At 69.1% G+C, this 17,332-nt stretch carries 17 protein-coding genes; 11 read left to right on the top strand and 6 right to left on the bottom strand.

All coding sequences use genetic code 11. From position 1 onward, the window contains the following. The 4 genes from ABD164_RS07585 to ABD164_RS07600 form a co-directional block, all read left to right on the top strand. Positions 1-406: citrate/2-methylcitrate synthase (locus ABD164_RS07585; RefSeq protein ID WP_344295098.1), on the top strand; the 406-nt coding region annotated here is incomplete at its 5' end. Positions 407-410: 4 nt separating this feature from the next. Then, positions 411-1,055 (top strand): dihydrofolate reductase family protein, encoded by a 645-nt coding sequence (locus ABD164_RS07590; protein WP_344295101.1) that lies wholly within the window; start codon positions 411-413, stop codon positions 1,053-1,055. Positions 1,056-1,493: 438 nt separating this feature from the next. Continuing rightward, positions 1,494-2,069: an acyl-CoA thioesterase gene (locus ABD164_RS07595; protein WP_344295103.1), complete on the top strand. Its 576-nt coding sequence runs from the start codon at positions 1,494-1,496 to the stop codon at positions 2,067-2,069. A gap of 207 nt (positions 2,070-2,276) precedes the next feature. Further along, on the top strand, positions 2,277-2,711 hold the full coding sequence (locus ABD164_RS07600; RefSeq protein WP_344295105.1) for a hypothetical protein: 435 nt from the start codon (positions 2,277-2,279) through the stop codon (positions 2,709-2,711). Between the two features lie 412 nt (positions 2,712-3,123). Here ABD164_RS07600 and ABD164_RS07605 read toward each other — a convergent pair whose 3' ends face one another. Then, positions 3,124-4,236, bottom strand: a complete 1,113-nt coding sequence (locus tag ABD164_RS07605; RefSeq protein ID WP_344295107.1) for an AI-2E family transporter — start codon at positions 4,234-4,236, stop codon at positions 3,124-3,126. 67 nt (positions 4,237-4,303) lie between these two features. Then, positions 4,304-4,819, bottom strand: coding sequence for an SRPBCC domain-containing protein (locus tag ABD164_RS07610; RefSeq protein WP_344295108.1), 516 nt, complete (start codon positions 4,817-4,819; stop codon positions 4,304-4,306). 84 nt (positions 4,820-4,903) lie between these two features. Between ABD164_RS07610 and ABD164_RS07615 the strand changes: the two genes are divergently transcribed. The 5 genes from ABD164_RS07615 (at position 4,904) to ABD164_RS07635 (ending at position 10,742) form a co-directional block, all read left to right on the top strand. After that, a complete protein-coding gene (locus tag ABD164_RS07615; protein ID WP_344295110.1) occupies positions 4,904-5,299 on the top strand; it encodes a hypothetical protein in 396 nt (131 codons plus the stop codon). Positions 5,300-5,321: 22 nt separating this feature from the next. After that, positions 5,322-5,696, top strand: a complete 375-nt coding sequence (locus ABD164_RS07620; RefSeq protein ID WP_344295112.1) for a TfoX/Sxy family protein — start codon at positions 5,322-5,324, stop codon at positions 5,694-5,696. Positions 5,697-5,888: 192 nt separating this feature from the next. After that, a complete protein-coding gene (locus ABD164_RS07625) occupies positions 5,889-9,191 on the top strand; it encodes a family 20 glycosylhydrolase (protein ID WP_344295114.1) in 3,303 nt (1,100 codons plus the stop codon). Between the two features lie 101 nt (positions 9,192-9,292). Next, positions 9,293-10,438: an ROK family transcriptional regulator gene (locus tag ABD164_RS07630; RefSeq protein WP_344295116.1), complete on the top strand. Its 1,146-nt coding sequence runs from the start codon at positions 9,293-9,295 to the stop codon at positions 10,436-10,438. A 28-nt stretch (positions 10,439-10,466) separates the two neighbouring features. Then, positions 10,467-10,742, top strand: a complete 276-nt coding sequence (locus tag ABD164_RS07635) for a hypothetical protein (RefSeq protein WP_344295118.1) — start codon at positions 10,467-10,469, stop codon at positions 10,740-10,742. A 15-nt stretch (positions 10,743-10,757) separates the two neighbouring features. Here ABD164_RS07635 and ABD164_RS07640 read toward each other — a convergent pair whose 3' ends face one another. Together ABD164_RS07640 and ABD164_RS07645 are read right to left on the bottom strand one after the other, a co-directional pair. Further along, complete coding sequence (locus ABD164_RS07640; RefSeq protein ID WP_344295120.1) at positions 10,758-12,455, bottom strand: phytoene desaturase family protein; 1,698 nt, start codon at positions 12,453-12,455, stop codon at positions 10,758-10,760. Positions 12,456-12,496: 41 nt separating this feature from the next. Continuing rightward, positions 12,497-13,573: a tellurite resistance/C4-dicarboxylate transporter family protein gene (locus ABD164_RS07645; RefSeq protein ID WP_344295123.1), complete on the bottom strand. Its 1,077-nt coding sequence runs from the start codon at positions 13,571-13,573 to the stop codon at positions 12,497-12,499. Positions 13,574-13,743: 170 nt separating this feature from the next. Between ABD164_RS07645 and ABD164_RS07650 the strand changes: the two genes are divergently transcribed. Further along, positions 13,744-14,181 (top strand): hypothetical protein, encoded by a 438-nt coding sequence (locus ABD164_RS07650; protein WP_425545920.1) that lies wholly within the window; start codon positions 13,744-13,746, stop codon positions 14,179-14,181. A gap of 72 nt (positions 14,182-14,253) precedes the next feature. Here the strand turns inward: ABD164_RS07650 and ABD164_RS07655 are convergent, their stop codons facing one another. Beyond that, the gene (locus ABD164_RS07655) at positions 14,254-15,081 is read right to left on the bottom strand and encodes an ABC transporter permease (RefSeq protein WP_344295127.1); all 828 of its coding nucleotides are present in this window, start codon (positions 15,079-15,081) and stop codon (positions 14,254-14,256) included. A gap of 127 nt (positions 15,082-15,208) precedes the next feature. Beyond that, positions 15,209-16,219: an ATP-binding cassette domain-containing protein gene (locus ABD164_RS07660; RefSeq protein ID WP_344295128.1), complete on the bottom strand. Its 1,011-nt coding sequence runs from the start codon at positions 16,217-16,219 to the stop codon at positions 15,209-15,211. A 60-nt stretch (positions 16,220-16,279) separates the two neighbouring features. Here ABD164_RS07660 and ABD164_RS07665 point away from each other — a divergent pair, with 60 nt between their 5' ends. Next, positions 16,280-17,296, top strand: a complete 1,017-nt coding sequence (locus ABD164_RS07665; protein ID WP_344295129.1) for a helix-turn-helix transcriptional regulator — start codon at positions 16,280-16,282, stop codon at positions 17,294-17,296. Positions 17,297-17,332: the final 36 nt, after the last annotated feature.

Below are 17,332 nucleotides of genomic sequence, written 5' to 3' on the forward strand. Positions count from 1 at the left end.
CGAGCGTGCCGTGGAATGGCTCGACACCGCGCTCGCCGAGAAGCGCAAGATCATGGGCTTCGGGCACCGGGTCTACAAGAACGGCGACTCGCGCGTGCCCACCATGCGCGACTCGATGGAGCGCATGGTCGAGCACTACGACCGGCCCGACCTGCTCGAGCTGTACGTCGCGCTCGAGCAGGCGATGGGCGAGCGCAAGAACATCAAGCCGAACCTCGACTATCCGGCCGGCCCGACCTATCACATGATGGGATTCGACACCCTGACCTTCACCCCGCTGTTCGTCGCGAGCCGCATCACCGGTTGGACGGCGCACATCATGGAGCAGGCCGCGTCGAACGCGCTCATCCGCCCGCTCTCGGTCTACAACGGCCACGACGAACGGCACGTACCCGCGAAGGGGTGACGCCATGTCGCACGTGTTCCTCGAGATGACGATGACCCTCGACGGGTTCACGGCGGCCCACGGCGTGAGCATCGAGCACCCGCTCGGCATCGACGGGGAGTGCGTGCACGAGTGGATCCGCAACTCGGTGTTCCAGGGCGCGCCGCCGCGCGACGACCGGCACGGCGTCGTCGACCGCCTTCCCGACGAGGTCGATCGGCGTGCCCGCGCGGCGATGTTCGAGTCGACCGGCGCGTTCGTGATCGGGCGACGCGCGTTCGATGTCGGCGAGGGGCCTTGGGGCGACGACCCCGTGTTCCAGGGCCGGCCCTGCTTCGTCGTGACGAGCCGCCAGCGCGATGCGTACGAACGCGGCGGATCGCGCTACGAGTTCGTCACCGGCGGGGTTCGCGAGGCGGTCGAGCGGGCGAGCGCGGCCGCGAGCGCCGCGTCGGTCTGCATCATGGGCGGTGCGGATGTCGCACGCCAGGCATTGCACGCCGAACTCGTCGACGAGGTGCGCCTGCACCTGGCGCCGTTCCTACTCGGCGGCGGCTCGCGGCTGTTCCCCGACTCGACGGAGCACCGCATCGATCTCGGACCCGTCGCCGTCGAGCAGGGCGCCCTCGCCACACACCTGCGCTACCGGGTGCTGCGCCAGGTCGCCTGACCGCTGGCGCGCGCCGCCCCGGCCCCCTCCACAACACCGAGAGTGCAGTGGGCGCCCTCGCGTGGGGCGCGGAGTGCACTTTCGGTCATGAGGCGCGCCACGCTCCTTCGTCGAGAGTGCAGTGGGTGCCCTGTGTGGGGCGCGGAGTGCACTTTCGGGCATGAGGCGCGCGCCGCCCCGGCCCCCTCCACAACATCGAGAGTGCAGTGGGTGCCCTGTGTGGGGCGCGGAGAGCACTTTGGGGCATGAGGCGCGCCACGCTCCCTCGTCGAGAGTGCAGTGGGTGCCCTGTGTGGGGTCGGGAGTGCTCTCTCGGTGCGACGCGAGTGATCGAGCGTTCGCACAACCGCCCCCCGTGGCATCCGCATCGCGACTGTGGCAACTCGCCAACGCGAGACAATCTACGACGGAATCGACGTACAGTCGTGGACTATGCACATGATCTTCCGCACGCTGCTGCACGTGCTGTTCCTCGCGCGCCGTAAGCCCGACCTCGCGCACGACGAGGTCGCCCGCACGAACTTCATCACGCTGCCGACCGACCTCGACATCAACCGGCACATGAACAACGGCGTGTACTTCTCGATCATGGATGTCGCGCGCTTCGACATGCTCGTGCGCAACGGCGTCTGGCAGATGATGCGCGACAAGGCCTGGTACCCGGTGGTCGCGAGCGAGACGATCACGTTCCGCAAGTCGCTGAGCCTGTGGCAGCGCTTCACGATCGAGTCGCGGCTCGTCGGCCATGACGACAAGGCGGTCTACATGGAGCAGCGCTTCGTGCGCCCTTCGACAGGCTCAGGGAACGGTGCGGGCGGCGAACCCGAGATCTACGCGACCGGCTTCATCCGCGCGCGATTCCTGCGCAAGTCGGGCGGCACCGTGCCGATGAGCGAGATCGTCGAGGCGCTCGGCGTGACCGACGCGCACGGCATTCCCGAATGGCTCGAGCGATGGGGCACGGATGTCGCACTGCCCCCCACGCGCGCCGCGGCGCCGTCGGTCTGGCACTAGCCCGCCGGTCGAGTAGCCGCGAAGCGGCATATCGAGACCTGCCCGTCTACGACAGCGCCTTCTTCGGCACCAGGACGTTCGCCGGCATTCCTACGTTAGGCACGGTGAACGTTTCGCGGGCAGTTTCGTGAGTCAAGCCGGGCGCTCGACAAACACCAGAGCCGGGTATCTAATGGCCAGTGGAGACGTCCTGCAAAGGAGGCACCCGTGGGTGCGGACACTGGGCGGGAGGCCCCCACGACGAGGGGTGACAGAGTGCGTATCCCCCCTGTGAGTTGGGGTCTGCTCGCACTGGCAACGATCCTTGGCGCGCTCAACGGCCTCTATGTCCTTGTCGTCCCAGTAGGTGGCCAGACGGAACTGACCGGGCGCACCTGGGACCAGTTCGCTGCGGACGACGCCGAGATGGCGTCCCTCTATTCGATGGACCTGGCTCTCCTGGGCATCACCTGGGTGGCCTTTGGCCTCCTCGCCGCTGTTGTGTCGCTGTTCGCCTACCGACTCGGGGAGCGCTGGTCCTGGTACGCGCTCTGGCTCGTGCCTCTCGCGTACGGCGGCGCCGCAGCCCGGATGCTTGTCGACGAGTACTCGGCCGGGTGGTCGGATCCGCCTACGCGGTCCTGGCGGTCGTTGGCCTCCTGATCCCCGCCCGCCGCGTTCTCGCGCCGGGAGGGCGGAGCGGCGATTAGAGCGTGTGTGCTAACTATCGGGGGACGGGTCGGGAATCGTGGCCTTCGTGCTTCGCGATGGTGTGATCAGTGACGATTTGTGGGATGTCCTCGAGCGGGTGATGCCGGGACGCCGGTCGACCCGGCCGCCCGTGGAACTGCCATCGCACGACGCTGGGGGGATCATGCGGCGGTTCCGCCGTGTTCGAGGGCCGGTCCTGCTTCACCGTCACCAGTCGCGAACGCGACGGGCATCCCCGAGTGGATGGAGCGCTGGGGGGCGGATGTCGCACGTCCGCCCACCCGTGCCGAAGCGCCGTCGGTCTGGCGGTAGCGGGTCTCGATACGCGCTTCGCGCTACTCGATCCACCGCTCGACCGACGTCGTCACGATACCGCCTTCTTCGGCACCACGACCTCTTTGATGATGAGCAGGATGCCGGCCGCCACCGGGATCGCGACGAGCGCGCCGGGCAGACCGGCGAGCGTGCCGCCGGCGAGGGCGGCGATGAGCACGATCGACCCCGGCACCTGCACCGCCTTGCTCATGACCTTCGGCGTGAGCACGTAGGCCTCGACCTGCATGTAGATGAGCATCGCGACGAGCACGATGAGCGCCGCGACCGGTGAGACGAACAGCGAGAGCACGGTCATCACGATGGTCGTGAGCACGGTTCCGATCAGCGGGATGAGCGTGATGAAGAACGCCGCGACCGCGATCACGAGGGCGAACGGCACCTGCACGAGCCACAGCAGGATCAGGCTGTACAGCGCGTTGAAGAACGCGAGCACGACCATGCCGCTGAGGTAGCGGCCCACGTTCTGCATGATGCGCTCGGCGTAGCCGACGACCCGCTCGCGATGCGACGCCGAGATCAGTGTGTAGATCGCCGCCTTCGACACGTCGAGCGTGGCCGTGAAGTAGATGGTCAGGATGAAGATGAAGAACGCGCTCGAGATTCCGCCCACGATCGCGAGGCCGACGTTCAGTGCGCCGCCGCCGATCGTGGCCCAGAAGTTCGGATCGCTGAGCAGGCCGGTGATCCACGTGTAGATCGTCGTGAGCACCCCGCCCGTGCCCGATGACGCCTCTTGGAACCAGTCCTGTGCGCGCAGGTTCGCGAGCATCTGCGGCAGTTGATCGATGAGCAGGGAGATCTGTGAGATCACGAGCGGCAGCACCAACCACAGCATGCCGGCGATCACCAGGATGAAGAGGATGATCACGGTGACGATCGCGACGCCCCGCTTCATGCCCCGGCGCTCGAACCACCGCACCAGCGGGTCGAGGCCGAGGGTGATGAACGCCGCCGCGAGCACCGAGAAGACGACGCTCGAGATGCTCGCGAATGCGGCGGCGAGCCCGAGCGCGACGACCACGCCCAACGTGGCGACGAACGCCCACTGGAACGGCCGGTTCGCCATGAAATCGGCAGCGCGCCTGGGGCCGCGTTCGGTCGCCTGCTCGGCCTCGCGGGCACGTCGCTCGATGCGTTTCACGGCGTCAGTCTAGGGCTTCGGATGTCGCGTGGTCGGGACATCCGCATCGCCGGCGACGATGCCGGGCTCAGGCCTTCGCGGTACTCGGAACCGTCAGCTCGCGGTAGTGGGGTGCGAATACGGGATAGTACGTGTCCCACACGGGGAGTTCTGCCCCGGCGCGGGCCGCGATGAGCCGGTCGAGGTAGTAATCCCAGCCTGGGCCCATGCTCTCGGCCTCGGCCGCGTCGTTCATGCGCTGGCCGAGGGTGAGCGTGGTCATGCCGCCGCCCTCGATGAGGTGGCAGAAGACGCGGATGCCCTCGGGCCCGGAACCGGAGTCCGCAGTGAAGCGGTACGGTCGCTCGCACTCGAGAATGCTCACGTTCTGCCACTCGGCCTCGGCGCCATCCTCAGCCGTCATCTGGAAGCGCACGCCACCGGTGGAGGGTCTGCCCGTGTACGTGCCGATCCACGCCTTCATCGCGTTCGGATTCGTGAGGCTGAACCAGACGTCTTCGATGGGGGCATGGAACAGCCGATCGAACTGCAGGTACAGACCATCGGCCTTCAACACGTAGTGTCCGGTCGGTTTCGCGGTCATCTTCGCCTCCTGTCGCTCGTCTCCTCAGGCTAATGCGGTGCGGTGGCTATCTCTAGAGCGACGGGGCTCCACTAGAGTGACGCCATGGGTTCCAGTGGAGGCGCGAAGCGCAAACCGAGTCATCCGTCGAGCGGGCAGGCGCACGAAGAGACGATGAACGTCACTGACGGCAAGTCTGGGCTGTGGGGCGCGCTCGCCGGGCTCTTCGTGTTCGCGCTCATCGCCATTCCGTTGTCGGCGGCGTTCGCGTTCGCGACCAACCCGCACACGCAGCAGCTCTTCGCCGGCCGGCTCTCCGACGCGACCCAGGGCGGGTACCAGGCCTTCTGGTGGATCGTCACACTCTTCCTGCTCGCGCTGCCCTTCCTCGTGGGCTACGGCGTCGCGAGGCTGTCGGCGAAGTCGCTCGCGATCGTCGGCGCCATCGTGGCGCTGTTCGTGATCGCGATCCTCGTGCTCGGGCAGCTGTTCGTCTTCTAGTCGGTCAGCGACCGACGAGATCATGCAGTTGGCGAAGGCCTCCGACGAGGCGAAGGCACTGTTCCGTTCGGTGATTCCGGATGCCCCGGGCGTCGAGGTCAAACCGATGTTCGGCAATCTCGGCGCCTTCGTCAACGGCAACATGTTCGCGGGGTTGTTCGGCGACCGGATCGGCGTGAAGCTGCTCGACGACGAGGTGCGCGCAGAACTGGCCGCGATCGACGGGGTCGGGCCGTTCGGGCCCGCTGAGCGGCCGATGGGCGGGTATCTGTCATTGCCCTCTGCGTGGGCGGGGCAGCCCGCGAGGCTGAGCGAGTGGGTCGGGCGTGCGCTCGAGGGGGTGGCGGCGCTGCCGCCGAAGGCGCCGAAGGGGTCGAAGGCTCCGAAGAAGGGCTGAGGTCGCTCGACGGGCTGACGTGTCGTTCGACACGCTCTCGGCGTTCTCGCGCGCTCGCGCGCGGGGGACGAGAGAAACTGTCGTGCGTCACCGTTGACAGCGTGAACGATGTCCGCTAGCTTGCCGGAATATAGTTACTATAGGCGTTGCCTAAAGTAGGTCACAGCGCACCAACGGACGAAGGAGTTCTGCATGCGAGACCGGACCCGACCCCCGAGGCCGAGCGCGGCACGAGTCGCGATTGTGGGCGTGCTTTCAGCCGTCGCGCTGCTCGCCACGGCGATCTCAGCGCCGGCTGCGGCGGCAGAATCGGCGGCGCCGGTCACCGGCGAGAACGTCGCACTGGCCTCCGCAGGCGGGGTGGCGACCGCGTCGGGCAGCGAAGGCGACGGGTCGTTCGGCTGGACGCCCGACAAAGTGATCGACGGGGTCACCAGCGGTCCGGCAGGCACCGGCACCTCGCGCTGGTCATCGAACTACTCAGATTCCGCGTGGATCACCGTCGAGCTGGCCGAACCGACGGTCATCGACCACGTCAACATCTATTGGGAGGCCGCCTGCGCAGCCCAGTACCGGCTGCAGGTCTCGACCGACGGCGCCTCGTGGACCGACGCGACCGGCGTCGTGCGCCCGGCATGCGGCGCCCTCGACACCCAGGCCATCGGTGCCGCTGCCGACCCCTCGGCCGCGTACAGCCACGTGCGCATGCAGACGATCGAGCGCACGCCGATCGGAGGCAACAAGTACGGTGTCTCGATGTGGGAGTTCGAGGTGTGGAACGGGGCCGAACCCGAGCCGGTTCGTGAACTTCCGCTGGTGCCGAAGCCCGCGGTCGTCGAGACCACCGACGCCGAGCCGTTCACGATCACGCCGAAGACACGGGTGATCGCGCTCGGAGCGGCGATTGCGCCGGCAGAGTTCTTCGCCGACGTGCTGCGCCCGTCGACCGGATTCGACGTGCCGGTCAAGGACGACGGGCCCGCCGAGCGGGCGATTCGCATCACGGTCGACGCGGATGCCGACTACACCGTCGACGGCGCTGCGCCGACCGAGGAGTCGTATGTACTCGACGTCGCCGCTTCCGGCATCAACCTCACGGCGACGACGGCGCACGGTGCGTTCAACGGGGTGCAGACGCTGCGCCAGTTGCTGCCGGTCTGGGCCGAGTCGGATGTCGCGGTCAACGCCGACTGGGAAGTGCCCGCCGTGCACATCGAAGATGCGCCCAGGTTCTCCTACCGCGGCGTGATGCTCGACGTGGCGCGGTCGTTCCAGACCGTCGCCGAGGTGAAGCAGCACATCGACGCCCTCGCCCAGCTCAAGCTGAGCGTGCTGCACATGCACCTGGCCGACGACCAGGGGTGGCGCATCGAGATCACGAACGAGGGTCGCGCCGAGGGCGACACGATCGACTACTCCAAGTTGACGAGCGCATCGGGCATCACCGCGATGAACAGCGGAGGTTATCGTAACGAGGTCGGCCGCACCGGCTTCTACACGCAAGACGACTACCGCGAGATCGTCGAGTACGCGAACGAGCGCTTCATCACGATCGTCCCCGAGGTCGACGTGCCCAGCCACACGAACGCGGCGCTGCACGCCCTGCCCGAGCTGAACACGGCACGGTCGCTGCCGGCAGCCGACCCCGAGACCGGCGTGGTGCCGTGGAACGGCACCGGCTCGGTGGGGTACTCGGCGCTCGACGAGCAGCATGACGCGTCGTACGCGTTCGTCTCGCACGTCTTCACGCAGCTCGCCGAGCTGACCGGTGGCCCCTACGTGCACATCGGCGGTGATGAGGCCCACGCAATGGGGCACTCCCGCTTCGTCGACTTCATCACCCGGGCCGTGCCCGAGGTGAAGGAGGCGACCGGGGCCGGCGTCATGGGCTGGAGCGAGTTCGCCGAGGCCGGTCTCGACCAGCCCGAGGGGTTCTGGGACGGCTCGGTGGTGCAGTACTGGATCGGCTCGGGCGACTGGGTGCGCAACTTCATCGCGAAGGGCGGCAAGGCGGTGATCTCTGCCGCGACCGGAAGCTACCTCGATCAGAAGTACAACTCGGCGACGCCGATCGGGCTGAGCTGGGCGTGCGGGGGCTCGTGCGACTTCGACCGGTACTACGGCTGGGACCCCACGACCACGGTGGCCGGCGGGGTTGCTGAGGCGGGCGTGCTCGGCGTCGAGGGCCCGCTCTGGTCCGAGACCGTGCGCGGCGCCGACCAGGCGCAGTATCTGGTGCTGCCGCGAGCGGCATCGATCCTCGAAACAGGCTGGACGCCGAAGGCCGACAAGGACATCGAATCGTTCCGGCAACGGCTCGGCGACTTCGGTGCCCGGTTCGCCGTGCAGGGGCACAACTTCTACGAGTCGCCCAACACGACCTGGGCCTTCGGAGTGGCAAGTGCCGACGTTGCGCCGCGCACCGGCGCCGAGGCCGAATGGCCGGTCGGATACGTCTCGGCGCCCGGTACGAAGCTGTCGCAGGACGGTACGCAGATCCTCGCGGACACCGTCTCGACCGACGGCGACCCGGCGTCGAAGAGCGCGCTCGCCGAGCCGCTCACGGCCGAACTCGTCTGTGGCACGGATCGATACCCCGTGGTGTTCAGCACGAGCCGGGCACGCGACATCCTGCACGGAGCAGGGGTGTACACGGCGACCGTGACCGGCGCGTTCCACGGTGACATCGACTGCGAGCTGACGACCTCCACGGGGCATGAGGGCGCGGTCCGCGTCGACGTCGGGCCGAAGCATCCGCTTCCGGCCGACGCCCCGGCACTCGGTGAACCGACGCTCGCGGTGGGCGACGGCGGGGTCGTGCGCGCCGGCGACTGGGTGTCGCTCGCGCTCGACGGGTTCTCGCCCGACGGGCACGTCGAGATCCTGATCGACGGTGCGATGGCATTCACCGTGCGGCAGCCCGTCGGCGGCTTCGAGGGCTACGCGCCGATCCCGGCGGCCACGTTCGACGGCGAACGCGAGTTCACCGCGCGGCAGGGTGACCGCACGATCAGCCTGGTTGTCGAGGTCGAATCCGACGTCCGCGACCTGGCGAACCGCATCGACCAGTCGCAACTGACCATCGCCGATGTGTCGAGCGAAGAGACGGTCGGCGAGAACGCCCCGGCGACGAACGCGATCGACGGCGACCCGAACACCTTCTGGCACACCAAGTGGCAGGGCAGCGCGCCGGCGTATCCGCACCACATCACCATCGACCTGGGGGCGAGCTACGATGTCACTGGCTTGCAGTACCTCACGCGCCAGAACGCCGCGAACGGGCGGATCAAGGACTACCAGGTCTACGTCTCGCTCGACGGAGCGACGTGGGGCGATCCGGTGGCGACCGGGTCGTTCACCTCGGCCCTCATCGCGCAGACGGTCGACATCGACGCCGTCGCCGGTCGGTACGTCAAGCTCGTTGGATTGAACTCGATCCCGGGCAACGCGTTCGCCGGCGCGGCCGAGATCAATATCGGCGGCGTTCCGCGATGAGTCCGCTGCGCCCCACCGGCGGAACGAACGCCGTGGGGCGCAGCGGATCTCACCCGTCGAACTCACCGTCGTCTTCGTCGCGCGCGAGTAGCATCTATCCGATGCATCCCCTGATGGCCCGCGCGGACCTCCGTCACCAGAACCTGCGTCGCGCCCTGCAGATCGTGGTCCGCGACGGCGGCGAGGCGACCCGCGCGAAGATCGCGCGCGAGACCGGGCTGACCTCGGCAACGGTGTCTTCGCTCATCGCCGAGCTCGAGCAGTCGGGGTTCGTCGACGAAGGCGGGCAGGCGTCCAGCACGGGTGGCAAGCGAGCCACGCTGCTCCGGGCTGCCGAGCGCGGGCACGAGATCATCGCCGTGGGCGTCCGGCCGCACCGAATCTCGGGCGGCGTGTTCAACCTCGCAGGCGAGAAGCTCGCCGAGGCTCGCGCCGAATTCGAGTCCGGCGTGCGCGCCGATGACGTCGTCGACTTCGTCGAGCGCCTGGCGAACGATCACTGCGAACGGCTGCTGGCGGTGGGCATCCAGGTGCCGGGTGCCGCCGAATCGCGCGTCGTCGTCGAGAGTGTGCAACTCGGATGGTTCGAACTCGACCTCGGCGGGCTCGTCGAGAAGGCGGTCGGCGCGCCCACCCACGTCATCAACGACGCCCACGCCGAGGCGCTCGGCGAGTTGATCGATGATCGCGAGCGAGAGGGCGTTCATCTGTTCGTGCACCTCGGCGAGGGCATCGGTGCCGCCGTCGTGCATCGCGGCGAGCTGCTTCGCGGCGCCTCGGCCAGGGGAGGCGAGATCGGGCATGTTCGCGTCGTGTTCGAGGGCGAGCGCGCGCAGTGCCGTTGCGGGCTCTACGGCTGCCTCGAATCCGCAGCATCGATGAGCGCCATGATCGGCGACGAGTTCCGTGATGAGCTCACGGCCGTCGAGGTCGCGCAGCTCGTCGGCGGTCCGTACATCAGGGCACGGCTGGCAGCGGGCGCGTCGGCGTTCGCCCGGGCGTTGCGGCTACTGTCGGCGATGCTCGACCCCGACGACGTCGTCATCGGCGGGGCCGCGCCGTCCCTCGGTCCCGACTTCCTCAACATGCTGCAAGACGAGTTGGATCTGTACCGTGCGAAAGGCGCCGGTCCGGTCGCCGTGCGGTACGCCCGCCCGACCGACCCCTTCCTCGGTGCGGCCCAGCACGCCCTCATGTCGACGCTCGGCGTGCGGTGGAACCGCCCGGGCGTTGCACTGGCCGGCTGAGCCGCGCGGCGCTCGATAGGGTTCGAGCATGAGTGATGCGATGCCGCTGCCCGACGACGCCCGTGCACGAATCCTGAACGCCGAGATCGCCGGTTACGCGTCGAAGGGATGGACCGTGCAGACGGTCGCGGCCGGCCAGGCGGTGCTCGCGCGCAACAAGCGCATGGGCTGGTTCTGGAATCTGATCCTGGTGCTCATCACCGGAGGGCTCTGGCTGATCTACGTGATCTACCGAGCGCTCAACCGCAAGAAGCAGACGCTCGTCGTCACGGTCGACGAGTTCGGTCGGGTGCACGTCTCGTAGCCGCGGCGCGGCCGCTCAGGCGCCCGATGCCTCGAGCACGGCCATCGCCGCGTTGTGTCCGCCGATGCCGCTGACGGCGCCGCCGCGCACCGCGCCCGAACCGCACAGCAGGATGCGCTCGTGCGCCGTCGCCACACCCCAGCGCTGGGCGGGCGTCGCGAGCGAGGCATCGTCTTCGGCCCAGGGCCACGTGAGCGGACCATGGAAGATGTTGCCGCCCGGCATGCGCAACGCCTCCTCGAGGTCGTGCGTGGTCTTCGTCTCGATACAGGGCCGGCCCGAGGCATCCGTCGCAATGATCGCCTCGATCGGCTCGGCGAGCACCGAATTCAGGGACTCGATAACGGCCGCCTGCAGGCGCTCGCGCAGCGCGTCATTACCGTAGCGCTCGACGAGGCGGTCGGGCGCGTGCAGTCCGAAGACGGTGAGGGTGTGCATGCCGGATGCCGCGAGCTCGGGTGCGAGGATCGACGGGTCGCTCAGGGTGTGGCAGTAGATCTCGCACGGCAGCGGCGAGGGGATCTCGCCGCGTGCCGCCGTGGCGAAGGCGCGATCGAGCTGCGTCTCGAGCTCGTTGATGTGGAAGGTGCCGGCGAACGCGGCCTCGGGGGCGACTTCGCTGTCGCGCAACCGCGGCAGGCGCGTGAGCAGCAGGTTGACCTTCACCTGGGCGCCCTCGGGCACGGCGAGCCGGCGCAGGCGCTCGCGCACGACGGCGGGCACGGCGAGCGACTCGTCGCGGGTGAAGGGGGGCTGGTCGCGTGGGGCGATGGCCGGTGCGGTGTCTTCTGAGGCGGTGCCTTGCGGCAGGGTGTCGACCGGCCCCGACGCACCCGCGTCGAGCAGCCGCTCGAGCACGGCGGGGGCGACGTTGGCAAGCACGGTCGCGGTGGTGATCGTGTGCTCGGCGCCGTCGAGCCGGTACCGCACATGCCCGTCGCCCGAGACGCCCAGTACCTCGGCACCCGTCACGAGCTCGGCGCCGGCCTCGCGTGCGGCACGGGCGAGCTCGCCCGGGACCGCGCCCATGCCTCCGACCGGGACATCCCAGTCGCCGGTGCCGCCGCCGATCACGTGGTACAGGAAGCAGCGGTTCGCGTCGAGTTCGGCGTCGTCGAGGTCGGTGAACGTGCCGATCAGCCCGTCAGTCGCGACGACGCCGCGCACGAGGTCGCTCGTGAAGCGGGCATCGATCGTCTCGCCGAGCGGCTGGTCGATGAACTGCTGCCAGATGTCGTTGTCGCCGACCAGGGTGCGCGCCTCGGAGCGGGTGGGCAACGGCTCGGTGAGGGTCGGGAAGAGCCGCTCGGCGAGCCGCGCGGTGTCGGCGTAGAACGCATCCCATGCGCCGTGGTCGCCGGCCGCGTCGACGCGGGCGAACGCGGCGACGGATGCCTCGGCCCCCGCCTCGTTGTCGATGAGCAGACCACGCTCGGGGTCGGCGGGGTCGGGCGTGTACGACGAGTAGCGACGGCGCACGAGCCGAACATCGAGGCCGAGGTCGTCGATGATGCGCTGCGGCAGCAGGCTCACGAGGTACGAGTAGCGCGACAGCCGTGCGTCGACCCCCTCGAACGCCTGCGCCGACACCGCCGCGCCCCCGAGGTGGTCGTCGCGTTCGAGCACCAGCACAGCGAGCCCGGCGCGGGCGAGGTAGGCGGCAGCGGTAAGGCCGTTGTGGCCACCGCCGAGGATCACGACGTCGTGGGGCATGGTTCGAGGGTAGGCGACGCGGATGGGACATCCGACCGGCCTCACGCGCTGCGCAGCACGTTGCGCCAGATCGAGATGAGCATCGCCGCAAATGTCACGAGCCAGGCCGCGAGGGCGATCCAGATCGCGACGGAGCCGATCGCGTGCACGATCGGCAGATGGTCGACGTCGCCGAGGAACTGGGACCCGACGCTGTACATCCCGAGCGGGAAGATGATGCTCCACAGCGTCGCCTCGTAGCGAAGCGGCACGCGGTGGCGCACATGGCGCCAATAGCCTGCGATCACGAGCGGCGGGATGAGCCAGGTGCCGAACGCCCAGAAGAACACGGAGGCGCCGGCGATGAGCCCGCGGGTGGCGTCCACCATCGGGGCATCGGCCATCTCGACGATGCGGGCGCCGGCGACCACGGTGATCGCGGTCGCGCCCATCGCGACCCAGTACGGCGGCGTGAGATCGGCGGGGCGGAACGGGTAGGCCAGCATCCGCACGCCCACGAAAACGCCTACCGCACAGTACAGGAACGTGCCGACCGACCACGAGAACACCGCGAGGAGCGCCATTGCCGGGCGCCATTCGGCTGCCAGCTGCACCTGCAGCGTCGCCGCGAGCATCGCGATGGACTGACTGGCCACAGCCCAGATGAACCAGGTGCCGTTCGCCGTCGCGAGGGCGGTGACGGCACGCTGCCCGAGCACGGCCGTCCACGGCACGGTGTAGCCCAGTGCGATCCATGCCGCTGACGCGATCAGCAGCAGTGCAACCGAGAGGGGGAGCAGGCCTTCCAGAACCAGCCGGCTGCCCAGCACGCAGGTCGCTGCCACGAACGTGAAGTACCCGAATGCGCGCGCCGGATCCGCGAAGTCCGCCGCCATCTCGCCGCGGTGACGGAAGAGGCGCACGAGGTTGAGGGCGATGAGGGTGACGTACGCGACCGCGGCGATGGCGAGCAGCAGCATCGAGACCGGCATCGCATCGTTGGTGCGCATCGCCACGGACAGGATGCCGGTGGCCATCACCAGAGCGAAGTAACCCGGAGTGAGCCCGGTCACTGCCGCATCGGCGCGGGAGATCAGGGTGCTGCTCTCAGCACGCGACGGGCGGTGCAGCGTGGACACGCCCTCAGCGTATCGCCGCGGGTCACGTTGTCGTTGGGGCATAGCTTTCCGTGCGCTCCCACCGCGGCGTAACGATCGAGGATAGAAATCGCAGTCCGCACCTCACCGCGTGGCCGGCCGAAGCGCCACCATTTCGTTCGGAAACCGGGATCGGCGTTCTCGTCACGAACATGGTCTTTGCATTCGACGACGACCACAGCATGGGCGTCCTGCTCTCCCGAGCACGCGACGCGTGGGCATGGGCGCGGTCGTCGACGCTCAAAGGCGACCTTCGGTACTCACCGACCACGGCATTCGCGACGTTCCCGTGGCCCGACCCAACGCCAGCGCAGCGAGAGGCGGTGGCCGCGGCATCCGTCGCCCTGTATGCGAAGCGAAGCGAGCTCTGCGTCGAGCACGGGCTTGGACTCACGAAGCTCTACAACCTCATGGACGAGGGCGGGTTCACCGAACTCGCGGCGCTGCACAAGCAACTCGATGAAGCGGTCGCCGCGGCATACGGGTGGCCGAAGTCCGTCGCACAGCAGCCGACCGAACTCGTCGCCCGGCTCAATGAACTGAACCGTCGCATCGCGGAGGGCGAACTCGCCTACGCACCGTTCGCGTAGGCGAGCTCGCCCGATTGGCGCCGAGGTTTCGAGACGCTCGCTTCGCTCGCTCCTCAACCCGCGACTGATGGGTCAGCGAGCGCGGCGCATTGCGCGCACGCCGACGAACACGCCGAGCGCGCAGGTGGCGACCGCGGCGATGACGCCGCCCACCACTGCGGGAACCCCGAAGTCGCCCGCGAGCAGTGCGCGCTCGGCGCCGACCAGGTAGCTCAGCGGGTTGATCGCCGCGGCGACCTGCATCCACGCCGGGCCGTCCTCGAGCGGAAGCAGCATGCCCGAGAGGATCATCAGCGGGAACAGCAGGGTCTGGTGCACCATCCAGAACATCCAGTCGCGGTTGCGGCACGCGAGCGCGAGCGTGTAGCTGAGCGCCCCGAACCCGATGCCGAACACTGCGAGCACCACGAGGCCCGCAACGAGCCCCGGCACATCGAGCGAGAACCCGAACGGCACCGCGACGAGCACCACGATCGTGCCCTGGATCGTGAGCGGCACGACCTCCTTCAGCGCCCGGCCGACGAGCAGGGCGCTGCGTGAGAGCGGGGCGACGAGGGTGCGCTCGTGCGAGCCCGTCTGCATCTCGAAGAGCAGGTTCGCGCCGGTCGAAGCGGTGCCGAACAGCGCGACCATCACGAGGATGCCGGGCACGAACCACTGCAGCGTACCGGCGACGTCACCGCCGGCCGCGCCGACGAGCAACGGCCCGAACAGGCCGAGGAAGACGAGAGGCTGCACGAGCGAGAACATCACGCTGAACGGGTCGCGCACGAGCGGGCGCGACTCCCGCACGAACACGGCGGCGGTGTCGCGCACGAATCCGGTGGGGCGAGCGGATGCCGCGTGGCGGTCGCCCGCGTTCGCACCCGGTGTGGCGGTGGTCGGGGTGATCGTGTTCATTTCGGTGCTCCTTCATGTAGCGAAAACAGGAAACCGTGTTGCGAGACCGCACGTCGAGCCTGTTCTCGGTGCCGTCGCGGCGTGTATTCCTGTTTTCGGGGAGGGGGGAGGGGAGGTGAGGGGTTGATCAGGCGAGTGCGGGCTCGGGGGCCGTCGGCTCGGCCGCGGCGGCCTCCTCGCGGAGGCTGCGGCCGGTGAGGGCGAGGAAGACGTCGTCGAGCGTGGGCTGGCGGTGCGTGGCGGCCACGACCTCGAGACCGGCATCCGCGAGCGAGCGGATGTACCGGGGCAGCGCCCGATCGCCGCCCGGCGCCGTGACGGCCACCACACGGGCATCGGCACCCTCCTCCGCGGAGACCTCGCCGCCGATGCGCGCGGCTGCGGTCGCGGCATCCGATGCGGTATCGAACGTGAGCGTCACGCGGTCGCCGGCCAACGAGCCCTTGAGCGCGTCGGCCGTGTCGTCGGCGATGACCGCGCCGTGGTCCATGACCATGACGCGCTCGGCGAGCTGGTCGGCCTCGTCGAGATAGTGGGTGGTGAGGAAGATCGTGGTGCCGGTCGCCCGGCGCAGGTCGACGATGTGCTCCCACAGGTTGGCGCGCGAGTGCGGGTCGAGCCCGGTGGAGGGCTCGTCGAGGAACAGCAACTCGGGCCGGTGGATGAGACCCAGCGCGATGTCGAGCCGCCGCTTCTGCCCGCCCGACAGCGACTGCACCGTGCGGTTCGCGACCTGGCCGAGCTCGAGCGACTCGATGAGTTCGGCGGCCCGCGCGCGGGTCTCGCCCCGGCCCATGCCATAGAACGCGCCCTGCGCGTGCAGCTCGTCGCGCACCCGCTGGGTGTGGCCGCCCGAGTTGCCCTGGCCGACGTAGCCGATGCGACGGCGCACGCCCGCGGCGTCGGTGCGGATGTCGCAGCCGGCCACGATCGCCTCACCGGTGGTCGGCGGCAGCAGGGTCGTGAGCATTCGCAGCGTCGTCGACTTGCCGGCGCCGTTCGGCCCGAGGAACGCGACGAGCTCGCCGGCGGCGACCGACAGGTCGACGGAGCGGACGGCCTCGACGACCTGCCCCTTCGAGCGGAACGTCTTCGTGAGGCCCTGTGCGGTGATCATCTGGTGTGTTCGGTTCGTCATACCTGCAGTCTTCCGAGGCATCCGGTCACTTTCTGTCCTTATTGCAGCAATACTTGAGCCATGGCCGCCACGACCTCGCGAACCCTCGAGCTCCTTTCTCTCCTGCAGAGCCACCGGCACTGGTCGGCACGCGAACTCGTCGATCGCCTCGGCGTGAGCGATCGCACCCTGCGCCGCGATGTCGAGCGGCTGCGTGAGCTCGGCTACGGCATCGAGTCGATGCGGGGGAGTGCGGGCGGCTACCGGCTCGAGGCCGGCACCGGCCTGCCGCCGCTGCTGCTGAGCGACGACGAGGGCGTCGCGATCGCCGTCGGCCTGCGCTCGCAGGCGACCGCCGGGCTGCGCGGCGCCGAGCACACGACGCTCAGCGCCCTCGCGAAGATCGAGCAGGTGCTGCCGCCCGCACTCCGGCGCCGCATCGACGCGCTCGCGTCGCACGCGACGGTCGGCGCCGTTGGGCGCGGGCCGGGCGGCAACGGCGCCGGCGGGCGGCCGGCACCTGAGGTCGACGCCGAACTGCTCGGCCTGCTCGCGCTGGCCTGCCGCGATTCCGAGCGGCTGCGATTCCGGTACACGGATGCCTCGGGCGAGGCATCCGCTCGCTCGATCGAGCCCTACCGGCTCGTGCCGGTCGCCCGCCGCTGGTACCTGCTCGCGTGGGATCGCGATCGCGACGACTGGCGCACGTTCCGCCTCGACCGCATGAGCGAGGTGTTCCAGACCCGGGTGTCCTTCGAGCCGCAGCCGATGACCGACGACGAGGCGCGCACGCGCGTTGAACGGGCGCTGCGCTGGCGGGCACGCAGCGTGAGGGCCCGCGCCGTCGTCGAGATGCCCGCGGCCGAGCTCACCGAGTACCTCGGCTGGTACGGCCGCGACATCGTCGCCGACGGGCCGACACGGTGCGTGTGGCCGCTCAAGTCCGACGCCGTCGAAAGCATGTTCCTGGCGCTCATGTGGCTGCCCCGGGGCATCCGCTATCGCGTCGAGGCGGAAGCCGACGTGCTCGCCTTCCTCGCCGAACAGGGTGAGCGGTTCTCAGCGGCGGCCGGCGCCGAGGATCTCGTCGACCCCTGAACACGGGGGTGCCCCGGCCGTCGTCGGAACGACCGC

Source organism: Agromyces neolithicus (assembly GCF_039529735.1).
Taxonomy (GTDB): domain Bacteria; phylum Actinomycetota; class Actinomycetes; order Actinomycetales; family Microbacteriaceae; genus Agromyces; species Agromyces neolithicus.

What these genes read in the sequence shown, in the direction of transcription:
- ABD164_RS07590 (WP_344295101.1), top strand. Translation starts at nt 411, where the DNA reads ATGTCGCACGTGTTCCTCGAGATGACGATGACCCTCGACGGGTTCACG.
- ABD164_RS07595 (WP_344295103.1), top strand. Translation starts at nt 1,494, where the DNA reads ATGATCTTCCGCACGCTGCTGCACGTGCTGTTCCTCGCGCGCCGTAAG.
- ABD164_RS07610 (WP_344295108.1), bottom strand. Translation starts at nt 4,819, where the DNA reads ATGACCGCGAAACCGACCGGACACTACGTGTTGAAGGCCGATGGTCTG.
- ABD164_RS07615 (WP_344295110.1), top strand. Translation starts at nt 4,904, where the DNA reads ATGGGTTCCAGTGGAGGCGCGAAGCGCAAACCGAGTCATCCGTCGAGC.
- ABD164_RS07620 (WP_344295112.1), top strand. Translation starts at nt 5,322, where the DNA reads ATGCAGTTGGCGAAGGCCTCCGACGAGGCGAAGGCACTGTTCCGTTCG.
- ABD164_RS07625 (WP_344295114.1), top strand. Translation starts at nt 5,889, where the DNA reads ATGCGAGACCGGACCCGACCCCCGAGGCCGAGCGCGGCACGAGTCGCG.
- ABD164_RS07630 (WP_344295116.1), top strand. Translation starts at nt 9,293, where the DNA reads ATGCATCCCCTGATGGCCCGCGCGGACCTCCGTCACCAGAACCTGCGT.
- ABD164_RS07635 (WP_344295118.1), top strand. Translation starts at nt 10,467, where the DNA reads ATGAGTGATGCGATGCCGCTGCCCGACGACGCCCGTGCACGAATCCTG.
- ABD164_RS07640 (WP_344295120.1), bottom strand. Translation starts at nt 12,455, where the DNA reads ATGCCCCACGACGTCGTGATCCTCGGCGGTGGCCACAACGGCCTTACC.
- ABD164_RS07650 (WP_425545920.1), top strand. Translation starts at nt 13,744, where the DNA reads ATGGTCTTTGCATTCGACGACGACCACAGCATGGGCGTCCTGCTCTCC.
- ABD164_RS07655 (WP_344295127.1), bottom strand. Translation starts at nt 15,081, where the DNA reads ATGAACACGATCACCCCGACCACCGCCACACCGGGTGCGAACGCGGGC.
- ABD164_RS07660 (WP_344295128.1), bottom strand. Translation starts at nt 16,219, where the DNA reads ATGACGAACCGAACACACCAGATGATCACCGCACAGGGCCTCACGAAG.
- ABD164_RS07665 (WP_344295129.1), top strand. Translation starts at nt 16,280, where the DNA reads ATGGCCGCCACGACCTCGCGAACCCTCGAGCTCCTTTCTCTCCTGCAG.